Origin of the sequence: Metallosphaera javensis (ex Hofmann et al. 2022) (genome assembly GCF_022064045.1) — an archaeon.
Lineage (GTDB): Archaea > Thermoproteota > Thermoprotei_A > Sulfolobales > Sulfolobaceae > Metallosphaera > Metallosphaera javensis.
In genome coordinates this window covers 33,552-48,414 of record NZ_JAKNCW010000013.1, presented here as the reverse complement: position 1 = coordinate 48,414, position 14,863 = coordinate 33,552, and the positions used below count along the sequence as shown (strand labels likewise).

The following is a 14,863-nucleotide window of genomic DNA, read 5'->3' as shown; positions in this document are numbered from 1 at the left end:
TAAAAACTCGATCTAAAAGATATATCGAAAAGTTTAATTCGCGCAAAAACATTTTCTTGTCATGAATCCCAGGGGAGTTACAAGAACTCTTCTCTCCCTCACCCTCATGTTGATGCTAGTGAACTATGTGGAGACCATGGTCATACCAGCGTTACCCAAGATAGAGGATCAATTCTCCACCACAGCGACGACAGTTGCGTGGGTAACCTCGGCCTATCTCATCGTTGGGGCTGTGGCGTCTCCCATTTTCGGCAAACTAGGAGATAGATACGGTAAGAAGAAGGTTTACCTCATCTCCATTGGGTTCTATTCGCTTGCTGTTCTCATGGCCGGTTTCTCACCCAACATCTACTTCCTTATCTTCTCAAGGGGAGTTCAGGGTATAGGTTACTCCACCTTTCCTCTGGCAATAGCCATAATCACTGACCTCTTTCCCAAGGAGAGGGTTGCATGGGCTCAGGGAATCCTCAGCGCGACGCTGGCCGCAGGTCCTGCCCTGGGCCTTCTTGTGGGTTCATACATAGTTCAGGATCTGGGATGGCCCTACGCCTTTCACACAGCTTTCATCCTATCCGTGATCCTTCTTGCCATCTCGGCCAAGTTCATCGTGGAGATTCCTGAGAAAACTAGGGAGAAGATAGACTACCTAGGTGCAACCTTTCTCATGCTCACTGTGGTGCCCCTTCTGGTTTACCTGTCCAACGGCCCAAACGTAGGATGGACGACCCTGAGCCAGATTTCCCTGATTGTGGTGTCAGTGGTGGCTTTCCCCATTTTTGTGATGGTTGAAAGGAGGACCTCTGAACCGTTAATGAGGCTTGACCTCTTTAAGGTGAGGAATCTCATGGTAGCGAACGTGGCCGGCCTCATCTCAGGCACAGGAATGTTCCTGATGTTTACGGGACTGGTTTACTATCTCCAGTTACCTCAACCCTACGGACTGGGCCTGACCATAATTGAATCTGGCCTTCTCATGGCGCCTGTGGCCCTGGTCATGATGACCCTGGGCCCCGTTGTGGGCAGGGCAATTAACGTAATAGGTCCCAAACCCCTTCTCGTGGTAGGGTCCCTGGTTAGCATGCTTGGATACTTCTTACTGGACACCTTCAGATACAATGAGTATGAGGTGCTGTTTGACGTGATCGTGGCCGCAGCGGGGCTGGTAAACTTGATAATTCCGCTGGTTAACATGGTCGCTGTAGCTCTACCTGAGGAGCAGAGGGGAATAGGAATAGGAATGAATACCCTGATCAGGACCATTGGGAGCGCCATAGGGCCAGTGATATCCACTGTTTTCATGGATACCTACACTACCTGGTTGTTGTATGATGTGAATGGTCAGTTCTTCCCGGTGGCACAGGTACCGGATTACTCGGCCTTTCACTACATGTACATGGTTGCCATAGTCCTCATGTTCTTCAGCCTGATAGCGTCTCTCTTCACGAAGAACTACGTCATAAAGGCTAGACAGGAGGTGAAGAAGGAGGCCATTGAGGCCAGACACCCAGGATGATTTTTCACGTCCTTGGGGATTCTCAAGGTCAGGAACTTTTCAATAGTGAAAATTGATTCTTTCATTTCTTGCAAGCACAGACTTCCCCAGTCTCGTGTTAGACCTTCCCGTAGCAATGGACTTACACTTCCACAGCAAGTACAGGACCTCATTGCCTGCTTTTCACTTCCTTTAATCCCAGGGACACCTCCTCCAGTTCCTTCCTTTTAGTCTCCCTCAACAGGAGGGCCATCCCGAGGGCTATTGCAGAGATTACCGAGAACACCAGAAGTGAACTGGACAGCCCGAGGGCCTTGACCATGCTCGGGAAGAAAACCACCCCCAGGACCGCTCCCATCCTGCTCACCGCAGTTGCGAATCCCTGAGCGGAGGACCTCACAGGGGTAGGGAAAACCTCAGCTGGATAGAAGAGCGTTACGGCCCCTGCCCACTGCTCCATGGCCACGAACACCGCAAAATAGGGTACGAGAGCGACCCCGGTTATCTTGAGGAGGCCTCCTGCGCCAAGGAGCAGGGCCATTACCCCCAATCCAGTCAGGAGGACCGCCCTTCTTCCCATGGAATCTATGGCTACCTCTGCAAGGACGTACCCAACAATTGCCCCAACTGCAATTATCATGGTGGCGTAAATTACCTCGTAGTTGGAGGGAAGCGAGAATTCCCTGAAAATGGCGGGGTAATACAGTCCTATGCCGTAAGATGCCACATCAAACAGGAACCAGATGGTTGAGACGAGGAGGAGGTAGGGAAGTAACTTAATTCTGAACAGGTCCAGGAACCCCCTCACTCCCTTGTTCTCCTCCTCCTGCGTTGGCATACCCTCACCGCTCAGCTTACCCTTACTTATTAACCACCTGGGAGACTCAGGAAGGGAGAACCTGGCCACTATCACTGGAATGGAGAGAAGCGCACCAAACGCGAAGGAATACCTCCAGAAGTATCCCCCTGTGGGGAGAAACACCAGGTTAACCACTGCGGAAAGCAGGGTTCCCACCCAGTACATGGAGACCGCCCCTACCAGATACCTTCCCCTGGACTTTGAGGGTGAGTACTCTGCCATGAGGGAACTGCTCAGGGGATAATCTCCACCAATACCAACGCCTAGCAGTAACCTGGAGAGGAATAGCTCCAGGAAGTTCTGTGAAAGCGCAGAGGTAATGGCGAAAACCGTGAAGATGGCCAGGTCAAATCCCATGAGCTTCTTCCTCCCCATCCTGTCAGAGAGAAGTCCCAGTAGCACTGAACCTACTATCATTCCCATGAGGGATGCTGAGCTCACCAACCCCTCCTGCAGTGGACTCAGATGGAGTTCCTTGGGGAGGAAAAGAAGCGCAAAGGATATCACGGATAGATCGTATCCGTCCAGAAGAAATCCAGCGGAGGAAACGAAGAAGGATTTTAGCTTTCCGGGAGGACTAGACACACTCTTCTCTTTCAGTCCACCCTTAAATGCTTTCAGGGATGAGGATAGAGAATTCGTCAAGACGAGTTTAGTGGGGTGAGTGGAGGTTCATCGTTAAGTGGCCAACCTGGGCTGGACTGGGGAGTTTTTAAGAGTCACAACCCATTCGTAAAAGGTCCAGACAGGAGAGCAAGGTCATCGACTTTCCAGGACTTTAAGCAACTAACACAGCACGTCGCTTTCCCGATCGCCTCTGCCTCAAGGATCCCAGTACTCCCTGGCCTTCTCCTTCAATTTCATTGCTATTTCAAGGAGCTTCATGTACTCCCTTCGGTTCAGTATCTCCTCTACCGTCTTTAGATCCATCTCTGAATATTCATGAACTAAGTTGTTCCTAAAGTTTATGACCCAGTTCATGAAGTTCTTGTCTTCCTTATCAATAAGTCCTTTACTTTCTAACTTTATTGGAATATCTTTGTATTTCTGAGCTTTAACATTCATTTTAAATAAAACACTTGCTCCAAGATCAATGAGAGCCTGAGCCTGTATCTGAAGAGAATGAAGAACTACCATCTGATCCTCCCAACCAGTCAGCCCACCGCGCCCAGATGTAAAGTTATTTAGCTTTTCGGTTATGTTTTCTATGACTTTCAGCAGATCATTCAACGGCCGCGGCTTCATTAACATACCCATTGCCCCTTCTCCCGCATAGTTTGTTATGCTCCACCTCTTCATGTTCGTCTCAATCTTCCTCATGTCCATGAGGAAGTCCTCACAGATGGATGCCCTTCTGTACATTCTGTCGTAATCCTCGAGATAAAGGATTAGGGAGTAGCTAAAGACCTCGTGAACTTGAGAGCAGTCAGTGCTATCAGATATCATGACGAGGTTGACTTTCTCGAGGTCTAGGTATTTCATCAGGTAGTGGAGGAGGGAGCGGTACATTTCTGGGTCATCGCTCTTGAATTCCGCTGCTACACTTACATCTTCGCCCTTACCGTTCTTGGCGAGTGACCCAAAGAGAACTGCGTAGTACACGTTGAAGTCCCTCCAGTTAAAGGCCCTGAGCCTTTCCAGATATTGCGAAAGTTCTAGTAAGTCTGACACACATAAATCAAGCACTGGTCGCTTATTAGCTCTGCCCCCAACTTAACGCCGGGGAGCCATTTACGCATGGACTTGCCCAAGTTGAAGCAAGCTTAAATACTTTACTTGGTAAAGTTAATTTATGCTTAGAAAAGTCTCGTATATGTTAGAGGGTAAGGAAACCAGGGATGGGGCTGGAGTTAAGCTGTACAGAGTTTTCGGCGGACCTCATACCTATTCCTTGACCGATCCGTTTCTTCTCCTGGACTTCTTCGGCTCAGATAACGTGGAGGATTACATAGCGGGGTTTCCGTGGCATCCACACAGGGGTATTGAGACCCTAACCTATCTCATCCAGGGAAAGGTGGAACACGAGGACAGCACTGGAGGGAAGGGGGTTCTTTACCCTGGGGACGCACAGTGGATGACCGCAGGTAGCGGGATATTCCATCAGGAAATGCCCAAGCCCTTGAGCGAGGAGGATGTACTTCACGCCACGGTACTGAATACCATGAATAAGGGGCTTCAGTTATGGATCAACCTGCCAAGGAACATGAAGATGACTGACCCCGTGTATAGGGATGCTAGGAGAGGTGATATACCTGAGGTTAAGATAGATGGCGGAAGGGTCAAGATTATCACGGGGGAATACGACGGAGTTGAGGGTCCCGTGAGGGTCACCAGCCCGGTTGATCCAACCTACTATGAGGTGAAACTGGAGCCTGAGAAGGAGTTCAGGGCAAGGGTGAAGAGGGGTTACACCGTGCTGGCCTTCGTTGTGGAGGGAAGTGCAAAGATGGACGATAACGTGACTCTGTCGGAGGGTCACCTGGCGATCTACGACGACGGTGATGAGCTCCAGATAACCACGAAGAAGGGAGCCCACTTCATAGTCCTGTCCGGGAGGCCCATCAATGAACCCATAGCCTGGTATGGTCCCATAGTGATGAATACCGAGGAGGAGTTAACCCAGGCCCTGCTTGATCTGAGAAGAGGTACCTTCGTGAGGAAGGCCCCCATCACCCAGTGAGATTATCCCGAAGAGTCCTGGCAGTAATAGGGGCATCTGCCTCGTCGTTGATTGGGTTGGATCTAAAACTAAATAAATATTTAACTTTTAATTCGTGTTTTATTCCATGACTGACTTCGACGCCATAATCCTTGGTGGAGGAGGAGCAGGTTACACCACTGCCTTTGAGCTTTCCAGGGGCGGAATGAAGGTCCTGATGCTGGAACCTAAGGGCGTTCTAGGAGGAAACTGCCTATATGAAGGCTGTATACCCTCCAAGACCTACTGGTATGGAGCAAGTGAAATTGAAAGGTCCAGGAGAGTCCCCTTCATGAAGGCGGAGATATCCTTCCCCAAACTCGTGGAGTGGAAGGATCAAGTACAGGAAAGGAGGTTCAGGCAACACGACGAGGAAATCAAGGAACATGAGAACTTGACCTTCATCGCAGATTCCGGGGTAATGGTGGATCAGCAACACGTCAAGGTTAGGGATAAGACGTTCAGTACAAGATACCTCGTGATAGCCACTGGGGCCGACCCTGTAGTACCCAAGGGGTATGAGGGCGGGATCACCACCCACGACCTGCTAATGCCCAAAACAACCATAAGGGAAGTTCCAGAGAAGTTTGCGATCGTGGGAGGAGGATACATAGGGGTGGAGATGGCCTCAATCTTCGCCAGACTGGGCTCACAGGTTACCTTGTTTGCGTCCCATCTCATCAAGGAGGTTTCGCAGGAGGTTCAGGCTCTTCTGGAGAAGGAGTTGACCAATGCGGGAGTTAAAATAGTGAAGGAAAGGTCCTCGGGCATCCTCAGGGAGAACGGGAAAACGGTCATTACGGAGAAGGGAAGATATCAGGGTTTCGATGAAGTGCTTGTTGCTGTGGGAAGGAAGCCCAATACATCTGCGGTGAACGGAATTCCCCTGGGAAAGAGGGGCGAGATAGAGACTTCCCCCGGGATGAGGACCGTACTGGATAACGTATATGCGCCCGGGGACGTGAACGGAAAGTTCATGCTATTCCACATCGCAGTGCTTGAGGGATGGGTGACCGCACAGAACATTCTCGAGGGAAACAGGGAAGTGGTAGAGATGGATTACAACGCTGTCCCCTTCGCTGTTTACTCCTTCCCACAGGTAGCATGGGTGGGACTCTGGAAAGAGCAGGCCATCGCCAGGGGTTTTGACGTGGAGACCAGAAGATACGATCTCTCCCTGGATTCCAGGGCACAGATAGATGGATTCGCAGAAGGATGGATGGAGGTGGTCATAGAGAGGGGAAGCCAGAGAATTCTTGGGGCACAGGTTGTGGGAGAGGATGCGGACATGTTAATAGGGGAACTGGCCCTGGCTGTTGGTGAGAGACTAACCAGTTATGAGCTGGCCAGAATCAGTCAGCCACATCCCACACAGCTTGAGCAAATCACCTCACTGATGAGGAGAGTGGTGAGGAGAGCGAGGTAATCACGACAAATCGATGATGTTTGCCCTCTCCTTGGCGAAATATAGGAATTCATCTACTGACATATCTGCGATCCTGGACGCACCGCGAAAATCACCGCTATCCACGTAATACTCCAGGGCTATCCTCAGTTTTGGAGGAAGGGAGTTGATGAAGTTCCAGTCGGCAGATTTCCTTCTCATCTCCCTGGCCTCTTTTTCGGCCTCCATTCTTCTCCTAAGCCACTCCTCGTTCATTGTTTACAATATCTCCTTAAAGAATAAAAGATATGTGGGACTTTGTTGCGTACAGGTTGAGTGTAGGGGACCCAGGAACGTTAAATCATCCTCAAGATGTCCCTAACCCTTGAACTTGACCGCTCAGTGTCCTCTAATCCTCTCCATGATGGCCTGCATACTTGAATACAGGACCTCTCCCCTGGTAACAGGGGAAAATTCCTCAAAGATTCCCTGACCAGGTCTTCCAACCAACATTTCCACGTTATTCCTTTTCAGGATCGAATACGAGGGATAACACAGGGAACCATGTGCTGCTATCACCCTTTGCGCCCCCAGCCTGACGCATTCCCTGGCCACGGCAGGTCTCTTCATTGGAGAACGGAGAGCCGGGTTTTCCTCCCTGGTCATTATTTCCCTGTTCCTGTCGTCAAACAGGATTAGGAATTTTCCCCTGGAGAAGACCTCAATCTTATCCTGATCGTCCACAACTGTACAAATTTTCATAGGAGTGAGAAGAACTGGTGGCTAAAAACCTTAGCTTAAGCGTGCCTTTCCACTGAGGCAGAGTTCCGGACCTAGACCATTTAAATATCCTTGTGTGCACAAATTGTTATGGAGAAGATCAGTGTCGCCTACGCAACAGCGGTTAGCTTAGGGGCCATAATTGGATCGGGGATTTTCGTCCTCAGTGGAACCGTCATCTCCCTGGCCGGGATTCTGTCAATTCTGGCCTTCGCCTTTGTGGGCTTTCTGGCCCTCATTATTGCGTTTGAAACAGGCGAGCTCACATCCCTCTTTCCTGACCTTAAAGGATCAGCCTATTCCTTCGCCAATGAGGCCTTTGGTACGCATTTGGGTTTCGTCACAGGGGTACTCCTCTATTTCAGTTACGCCTCCAGTATAGCAGCTATCTCCACTGGTTTTGGATCATATCTTTCCTCTATAGTGGGCGGGGATCCAATCATCTATGCAATACTGCTCATACTGATCCTGTCGGTGCTTAATCTGATGGGTGTGCAGAAGGCAGCCGAGGCCGACTTCTACCTGGTCATGATAAAGGTGGCTATCCTTGTAATTTTTTCCGCCTTTGCCCTCCTCCTTGTGAACAGGGTGAACCTGGCCAGTCACTTCACCATCCCCGCAGACGCAGGATATGGCTTTCTGGAGTCTTTCCAGGGGATAATCTTCGCGTACTCGGGCTTTCAAAGCGTTTCAACAATAGCATCAAGTGTGAAGGGAGGAGGAAAGGGAGCAGCCAGGGCAATAATATACAGCGTGATCATAAGCCTGGTACTGTACGTGACCGTGGTAATTTCCATGATGATCCTGGTCCCTGCAAACCTTTACAGAATTAGCGCGGATCCCCTATCCTTCGCCCTATCCTACGTGCATGCACCACAATGGCTTTACCTTGTAGTTGGAATTGGGGCACTCATTGCCACAACCTCTGCAACCCTGGCCATGATCCTGACTTCGTCCAGAATGATCTATCAGCTTGGAGCGGATGGACTACTGCCAGGGATTGTGGCCAAGTACAACAGGGAGAGAGATGTGGCAAGTAACGGAGTGATAATTTCAGCTATCATAGGCCTCGTCACGCTCTTTGCAGGGAACGTATACGTGATAGCTGCCATCAGTAACTTTGGTCTCCTTTTCTCCTATCTTGTTACGTCCCTGGCGGTCATCCACCTGAGGAAGAGAACCAATCCAGAGTTCAAGACTCCTGGCTATCCCTATCTGCCCTGGTTCTCGGTGGTGGGACTTCTGGTCATCTTTGTGGGAATGCCTAAGGAGGCTCTGCTCATAGGTGCCCTTTCAACAATGGTACTGCTCGTGGTATACTCCTTGATGAGGGAAGGTAAGAGGGAGAAACCGGAGAAGGTGAGGCTGTTTGATGTTCTGCTCAGCTGGAAAGAAAGGAGAGATCAGGGGATGAAACAGGGATCGTGAACAGGACGTGGGACCAGCTTGGAGTTTTGATGATGCCTGACCAGGACATGATTAAGAAGCATGAATAAAACTTTACGGGGCGCTAATCCAACTCCTTCTGAACTTTCAGGACCCTCCTCCACAGACCTTCCTCCACGAGGGAGGAGATCCAGTTAAACTCCAGGGATTTCAGGAGAGTCAGGATCGCTTCCCCATCCGGGTTACCTTCTCTCCATTGATTGAAAAGAGTTAGAGCTCTCACGGTCATGTTCACAATTCCCGGATATCTCACCTCAAGTTTACGGGAAACGTCAATCATGTAAGCCTTGGGCACCGCGCAGTAGGTGTCTTCCCTCCTCAGACCGTGAACCACCGCAAGGGCCTGCAGTAATCTTCTCTCACTCTTGTAAGCCCTGAAGGCTGAGAGTCTCAAACAACCTCTCCTCAATCTACTCACTGCCACAAGGAAATCATTCAGGCTCATCCTTGCATAATCCCTTTCATTTCGCGTCATGAAGAACCTGAGAATGGCGAGTTAATAGCTTCACCTACATGAAGCTCACTGCGATGGACTTCCGGCCGGTAACTCAAGCTGGAGCTTTTCAAGCTGTGCGTCTCGCGCGGGAGAGGGTTTTGTCCAAACCAAAGGTTAACCAATTTACAATCTTTTAACTGCGCAATTCAAGACATGACCATGAGACTCATACTCGCATTCGACGTTTTCGGAACGCTTCTGGATACCTCAAGTTTTCCGCCGGAAATAAGGAGAAGACAGCTGGAACTTACATGGGTCTACACAACCATGGAGAAGTTTGTCCCCTTCAGGGAGATCACCAGACAGGCCATTCAGGAGTACCTCCTCACTCACGAGGGATCGGAAACCGATCTGATGAACGCCTGGTTGAACCTGAGGGCTTACCCCGACACCAGGTTCTTGAAGGACATATCAGAACTTGCCGACGTTTTCGCGTTGAGTAACGGTTCGGTAGAGGAGGTTGAGGAACACCTGAGGAGGAACGGGGTGCTCCAGTATTTCAAGGGAGTGGTTAGTGCCGAGGAGGTTAAGGCATACAAACCTTCCCCCAGAGTCTACAAATACTTCCTGGAGAGAGCCGGTTACCCTGCATTCCTGGTCTCATCAAACTGGTTTGACCTCATGGGGGCGAAAAACGCCGGGATGGGGGCCCTCTACCTGAACAGGAGAATGGAGAAGCTCTCCCTGGTTCAGGTTGACATAATAGCAAGGGACCTGGAGAAACTGGCCCTTTACCTGAAGGAGAAGGCGTAAACGAGAGGGTTCTCTGGCCTCTTCAGGAAAAACTCCAACATGTGAACGCATCCCAATTCATTGTTTGTACCAAGTTTGAAACTAGGGGCTACTTCATATTTTGTTATGTATTTAAGGAGCCTTTAACCTGAACTACACAACAAACTGAGCCGGGCCCTGAAACTAATCTGGTGTCGTCTTTCATCGCTCTTCTCCCCGCTTCAGTTAGACCTCCATCGCCAAGTTACGGCAACCATTTTATTTCATACGCGGAACTTTTCTCATGAATCAGAAAGTCATCGTGATCGGGATTACCATAATCGTGGTACTGATCCTGGTTCTAGGAACACTCCCCGTGTATGGAGTTCCGCTGGATACGCCGTTCAGGGTTTCCCCGCAACAGCTCACCAACCAGACGTGCGTTCTCTTCATTTCCTGGTATGGATGTCCCTATGGAGCTACGGACAGCTGGGCACTCTATCTAGCCCTGTCCCACTACGGAAAACTTAACGTAACCCTGAACCACTCTGACCCGCTGGACGAATACCCCAACACCTCCGGGCTTATCTTCGAAGGTTTTACCCCAAATTCAACGGTGAGATTCAGGGTGATATACCTCTACAATGAATATCTTAACGCTTCTGCCAATGGCACGCCCATCAACAATTACGTGGAGTATGGCCTTCAGCTGATCAGGGATGAGGCTCCGTGGGCCTACCCTCTGGTCAACAGGTATGAAGTTCAGAGCTTTGCCTCAGGAGAGTTCTTCAGACCTGCAGTGGACCTGGGTAGTCCATCACACATACCCTCCACCATTATCATATCCGGGCCAAAGGGAACCTACATGGTGATTGGTTACCTGTATTCTCCCTCTACAATAACCGGTTACTCCCCGGAGCAACTGCTTCACAATCTCACCAGCCTAGAACCGGTGGTGAGTGCGTCGGAGGAGATAGAGGGATTGCTATGATGAAAGTGATGCATCTCCCCCTCAAGAGGGAATACATTGTCCTAACCTCGGCCCTCTACCCTGAAGGGGTTGGCAGGGCCAGGGGAATATGCGCCATATTCGTGGATAAGGCCTACTGTAACAAGGATCCGTGGAGCGACGTGAGATCTCTCTGCGCTGAGGGCGAGATCGCCTTCATCACAGCTGCCACCGCTTACTCCCATGAGGAAAGATCCTGGGGCGAGCTTTACGTGAGTGCGGGAGTTGGGGAGAGCGGGGAGGACGCAGGCTGTACCATCAACGTGGGGGCATTTGTGAACGAGGGACTGAACCTGAATGGTCTTGTGGACCTTGTGAGGACCGTAACTGAGGCAAAATCAGGGGCCTTGAGGGATCTGGGACTTAACCTCACCGGTACGGTGAGCGACGCAGTGGCGGTGGGCAGTACACCCGGGGATGGATATTTCGCCGGTCCAGGCACGGCACTGGGCAAGGAGGTTGCAAGGGATGTGAGGCGAAAGATTGTGGAACTGCTGAGGTCCACGTCCAGTGATTAGCGCTTCACGATCATGACAGGAAGGGTAAATTTTGCGTGCTTTCTCTTAGTATTTTTCATTAATTTTTATCGCCTGGCACGATCACCATTCAAAGGAATTCGAGAAAGAACTTACATAAAGAACTGCTGAAGAGACATCAGGCTAGATCGTGAAAATCCATGGGGGAGATTTCATTTGTCCCCTTCTCAAGTCACTTTTTCCCTTCTCGTTCTCCTGATTCCCGTCACTAACACGGAGTCGAGTGCCTTCCCCGGCATGAAGCCCTATTTACCACATGAAGAAATTTCTTCCATGAAAATAGCCGTAGTTGGCGCGGGACCGGCAGGACTCTTTCTGGCCAGAAACCTGAAGGAGGACGTGGTTGTTTACGAAAGGGAGAAGAGGCTCGGCACCAAACCCTGTAGCTGGGTTGTCCTGTCCTCGGTGGAGGACCTCCTTTTAAGGAATGAGATCCTGTTCAAGATTACAGGGTACAGGATCTTTCTTGACAACAAACTCATCCACGAGGTTCATTCCAGCGAACCCTTCGCGTACATAATAGACAAACCCAGGTTTCTGGAACGCCTGAGTGAGGGAGTTGAGATCAGGTGGGAGAAAGGAGAGATCAGGGGAAACGAGGTCAATGGTATCAGGTATGACCTTGTGGTTGACGCAAGGGGATATCAGGCCCTCTCCCACGACACCGTTCAGGCAATCCAGTACGATACTACCTATCATGCAGAGGAGAACGTGCTGAACTCCTATTTCTACTCAGATTTTGTGGGTTACGGATGGGTTTTCCCTGGTCCTCACGGCGCCAGGATAGGGATTGGTGGTGAGGCTCCCTTCACCGTGCTCAGGGAGAGACTCAATTCCCTCCTCGCTGGGGAAAAGGTTAGCTACGGAGTGGCCAGGATCTCCATGGGAGGTCTGAAGCTGGGGAACGCGGTGGGAGAGGCAGGTGGCGCGGTGTTTCCCATCACAGGGGAGGGAATAAGACCATCCCTGATGCACGCGGAACTTGTGGCCAGGAGGATTGCTGGCGAGGAGGTGGACCTGAGGAATTCCAGCCTCTTCAGGATTATGAATGCCCATCTCAAGGTTGTGGAGGAGGCGAGGAAACGTGAGAAACCCGGGGAATACGTAAGCAAGGTGTTCATGGGAACGTTAAGGTGACAGCTCATGATCCTGGAGAGTTTCACAACTTCAATCTATCCAGACTCCACAAGCTTCTCCACAAGGATGATGCCAGGCTCCACATGAACTCTCTTCTCCCCTCCCCTATTTACCACCAGGTCACCCGGGTTCAGGATCAGGATGGTCCCAGTTCTCCTCTCAAAGGAGTCCAGAAGTACGCCCGTGGCGTTCACAGGTCCCCAGGTCAGGGGGCCCTCGCTTCTTCTCAGATACTCGAGGAACCCGTCAATGTTTTCCCTCACCTTCCTGGCTCTAACCTGTGCCAGTATGTGAAGTACGTCCAGGGGACTCTCCACCTCCCTCTCTATGTGTTCCTCATCCTCGGAGATGTGCTCCTCCGGGTCTATCCTCCCGTAACCCTCAACGTACTCAACTCCGTTCTTCCCTGCAATGCGGAGGATCTCAGCCTCCACTTCCCTGAATTTCTCCTCCAGCTTCTCCACCCCCTCAGGGTTCCTGTCCAGAACACGATACATCTCCATGTAGTTCCTAGATAGGAGGGCCAGCTCCTCCACCTCACGGTCGCGGAGCGAGTTCACGAACCTCTGATATACGTTCTCCGGTTCGCTGGTGTTCCTCAGGTACATGTAATCCCTTGCCTCGAACTGGATCAGTTCCTTGTTAAGGATGTGCTCCCTCAGACCTGACATATCCCTGAAGCTCTTTATGATCCTTAGGGCGATGTCCAGAACTCCCACCGACACGCCCTCCTGGAAGGGAAAGGGCTCGCTATATAGGTAATCTATGCCCAGGCATTTCCTCACGTCGGTGCAGTGCTTGTTCACCTCAAGAACGTAGACCACTCCATTATCTTCTCCAATGACGTAATCCCTCAGGGGATCAACAGTTTCCACGTACGTGTATCCCTGAATCTTGTAGGTATTTTCAGCTATGGCCATTGCCATTTCGTACCTGTTTTCGTGGAATTTATCCAGGAATTTCATGCATCTACATGAATACGTGAGATTATAAGCATGGACTGACCGGTCAAGATACGGACTCGAAGGCAAATTTTCTAGGAAAGGAACTCTTTCCGTCTAGAACGTGATCAGTGAGGATAAGGAGTCCAGAAGGGTCTTAAATCACCCCGTTCCTTCCTTTACGGAAACAAGAAATCGTAAAGACATGTTTTTAACTCTCAAATCCACACCTTATTTATGTTTGGATTTGGAAAAAAGAAGGACAAGAAGAAAGATGAGGAAAATAATGAACAGACGGGGCCCGTTGATCCGTTCTCCAGCTTTGACGATATCTTTAATCAATTCCTGAAGATGCAGGAGGAAATGATCAAACAGCTCATGGAGAGTGGAGACGTCAGGACATACACCAGGAGAGTGACCATAGGTCCGGACGGACAACCGAGGATTGAGGAATACGTCAATGGAGTCCCGATCTCCCAGGTCAAGGAGAAGGAAGTTGAGCCTCCTGAGGGAGACTTCGAGGTGGTGGAAAGCGGGGATAAGGTTATAGTTACCCTTGAGGTTCCAGGCGCGAAGAAGGAGGAAATTCAGGCAACCCTAAAGAATAAGGTGAAATTGATAGTGGAGTGGAATGGGAGGAAGAGCGAGATATCCCTTCCCGGTCCGGTGGAGCCAGTGTCAACGAAGCTCAATAACGGGGTCCTGGTCTTCACCTTCAAGAAGGCTTACAAGGATGGTGAAGAGAAGCTCAAGATTCAATGATTCCATGTGCAGTAGCATAATTTTATGAACAAGTCTTATCCATCACGGCATGTTTTGACTAAAACCGCATTTCAATCCTCCCTTTGAACCTTTTTGATGGCCGTCTTCACTCCCCGAGGAACGTTATAATCATGAAAATGCTATTTATAAAAGAAAAACTTAAGATTGTTAAAAGAGTTTTTAGTTCATGGCTAAATTCCTACTTGTGGTAAAGTCCCAGGATCAGCCAAATGTAAATACTGCAGTGAACGTGGCTAATGGTCTAAGGATGATGGGTGCGGAGGACGTGAGGGTTGTATTCCTGGGACCTGGAATAACCGCACTTGACAAGAAAGGCAAGCTCTCAGAGATAGTCAGTAAAAACCTGGATGCGCTCAGGAAGAACTCGGTCAAGGTGTACGCCTGTGAGATGGCAATGAAAAACTATAACGTTAGTAGGGAGGAACTGGTTCACGCAGATGAGATCAGCAGGGGAGCAGACGTCATAGTAAAGTTCGCTAATGAGGGCTACACCATCTTAACATTTTAAGATAAGCGTGGTTCTTGCTTTTTTGTTGCCCTTTTTATACAAACAACGTAAAACTTGTAAAGATATACCTTAGGGTTAAGTTC

16 protein-coding genes are annotated in these 14,863 nt (G+C 50.0%); 10 read left to right on the top strand and 6 right to left on the bottom strand.

Annotation, left to right across the window (positions count from 1 at the left end):
* Positions 1-61 precede the first annotated feature (61 nt).
* Positions 62-1,513 carry an MFS transporter gene (locus L3N51_RS08885; RefSeq protein ID WP_238026799.1) on the top strand — a complete coding sequence of 484 codons (1,452 nt, stop codon included), beginning with the start codon at positions 62-64 and terminating at the stop codon, positions 1,511-1,513.
* Between the two features lie 148 nt (positions 1,514-1,661).
* Here L3N51_RS08885 and L3N51_RS08880 read toward each other — a convergent pair whose 3' ends face one another.
* Positions 1,662-2,936 carry an MFS transporter gene (locus tag L3N51_RS08880; RefSeq protein ID WP_238026798.1) on the bottom strand — a complete coding sequence of 425 codons (1,275 nt, stop codon included), beginning with the start codon at positions 2,934-2,936 and terminating at the stop codon, positions 1,662-1,664.
* A 237-nt stretch (positions 2,937-3,173) separates the two neighbouring features.
* Positions 3,174-4,022, bottom strand: a complete 849-nt coding sequence (locus L3N51_RS12685) for a HepT-like ribonuclease domain-containing protein (RefSeq protein ID WP_238026797.1) — start codon at positions 4,020-4,022, stop codon at positions 3,174-3,176.
* A 121-nt stretch (positions 4,023-4,143) separates the two neighbouring features.
* On the opposite strand from L3N51_RS12685, the gene L3N51_RS08870 reads away from it, so the two are divergent.
* Both L3N51_RS08870 and L3N51_RS08865 read left to right on the top strand, forming a co-directional pair.
* A complete protein-coding gene (locus L3N51_RS08870; protein ID WP_238026796.1) occupies positions 4,144-5,031 on the top strand; it encodes a pirin family protein in 888 nt (295 codons plus the stop codon).
* Positions 5,032-5,137: 106 nt separating this feature from the next.
* Entirely contained in the window at positions 5,138-6,475 is a 1,338-nt protein-coding gene (locus L3N51_RS08865; RefSeq protein WP_238026795.1) for a dihydrolipoyl dehydrogenase, read from the top strand.
* On the opposite strand, the gene L3N51_RS08860 is transcribed toward L3N51_RS08865, so the two are convergent.
* Together L3N51_RS08860 and L3N51_RS08855 are read right to left on the bottom strand one after the other, a co-directional pair.
* Positions 6,476-6,709, bottom strand: coding sequence for a hypothetical protein (locus tag L3N51_RS08860; RefSeq protein ID WP_238026794.1), 234 nt, complete (start codon positions 6,707-6,709; stop codon positions 6,476-6,478).
* A gap of 123 nt (positions 6,710-6,832) precedes the next feature.
* A complete protein-coding gene (locus L3N51_RS08855) occupies positions 6,833-7,195 on the bottom strand; it encodes a NifB/NifX family molybdenum-iron cluster-binding protein (RefSeq protein WP_238026793.1) in 363 nt (120 codons plus the stop codon).
* Between the two features lie 108 nt (positions 7,196-7,303).
* On the opposite strand from L3N51_RS08855, the gene L3N51_RS08850 reads away from it, so the two are divergent.
* Positions 7,304-8,641 carry an APC family permease gene (locus tag L3N51_RS08850; protein ID WP_238026792.1) on the top strand — a complete coding sequence of 446 codons (1,338 nt, stop codon included), beginning with the start codon at positions 7,304-7,306 and terminating at the stop codon, positions 8,639-8,641.
* An 82-nt stretch (positions 8,642-8,723) separates the two neighbouring features.
* Here the strand turns inward: L3N51_RS08850 and L3N51_RS08845 are convergent, their stop codons facing one another.
* Entirely contained in the window at positions 8,724-9,134 is a 411-nt protein-coding gene (locus tag L3N51_RS08845; protein ID WP_238026791.1) for a hypothetical protein, read from the bottom strand.
* Positions 9,135-9,314: 180 nt separating this feature from the next.
* Between L3N51_RS08845 and L3N51_RS08840 the strand changes: the two genes are divergently transcribed.
* From L3N51_RS08840 to L3N51_RS08825, 4 genes are all read left to right on the top strand, one after another.
* Entirely contained in the window at positions 9,315-9,908 is a 594-nt protein-coding gene (locus L3N51_RS08840) for a haloacid dehalogenase type II (RefSeq protein ID WP_238026790.1), read from the top strand.
* A gap of 262 nt (positions 9,909-10,170) precedes the next feature.
* On the top strand, positions 10,171-10,857 hold the full coding sequence (locus L3N51_RS08835) for a DUF929 domain-containing protein (protein ID WP_238026789.1): 687 nt from the start codon (positions 10,171-10,173) through the stop codon (positions 10,855-10,857).
* Entirely contained in the window at positions 10,854-11,393 is a 540-nt protein-coding gene (locus tag L3N51_RS08830; protein WP_238026788.1) for an adenosylcobinamide amidohydrolase, read from the top strand. The genes L3N51_RS08835 and L3N51_RS08830 overlap by 4 nt, the downstream gene beginning before the upstream one ends.
* A gap of 174 nt (positions 11,394-11,567) precedes the next feature.
* Positions 11,568-12,548, top strand: a complete 981-nt coding sequence (locus tag L3N51_RS08825; RefSeq protein WP_238026787.1) for an NAD(P)/FAD-dependent oxidoreductase — start codon at positions 11,568-11,570, stop codon at positions 12,546-12,548.
* Positions 12,549-12,583: 35 nt separating this feature from the next.
* On the opposite strand, the gene L3N51_RS08820 is transcribed toward L3N51_RS08825, so the two are convergent.
* On the bottom strand, positions 12,584-13,513 hold the full coding sequence (locus L3N51_RS08820; protein ID WP_238026786.1) for a hypothetical protein: 930 nt from the start codon (positions 13,511-13,513) through the stop codon (positions 12,584-12,586).
* Positions 13,514-13,726: 213 nt separating this feature from the next.
* Here L3N51_RS08820 and L3N51_RS08815 point away from each other — a divergent pair, with 213 nt between their 5' ends.
* Both L3N51_RS08815 and L3N51_RS08810 read left to right on the top strand, forming a co-directional pair.
* Positions 13,727-14,251 carry an Hsp20/alpha crystallin family protein gene (locus L3N51_RS08815; RefSeq protein ID WP_238026785.1) on the top strand — a complete coding sequence of 175 codons (525 nt, stop codon included), beginning with the start codon at positions 13,727-13,729 and terminating at the stop codon, positions 14,249-14,251.
* 187 nt (positions 14,252-14,438) lie between these two features.
* Complete coding sequence (locus L3N51_RS08810) at positions 14,439-14,780, top strand: DsrE family protein (RefSeq protein ID WP_238026784.1); 342 nt, start codon at positions 14,439-14,441, stop codon at positions 14,778-14,780.
* Positions 14,781-14,863: the final 83 nt, after the last annotated feature.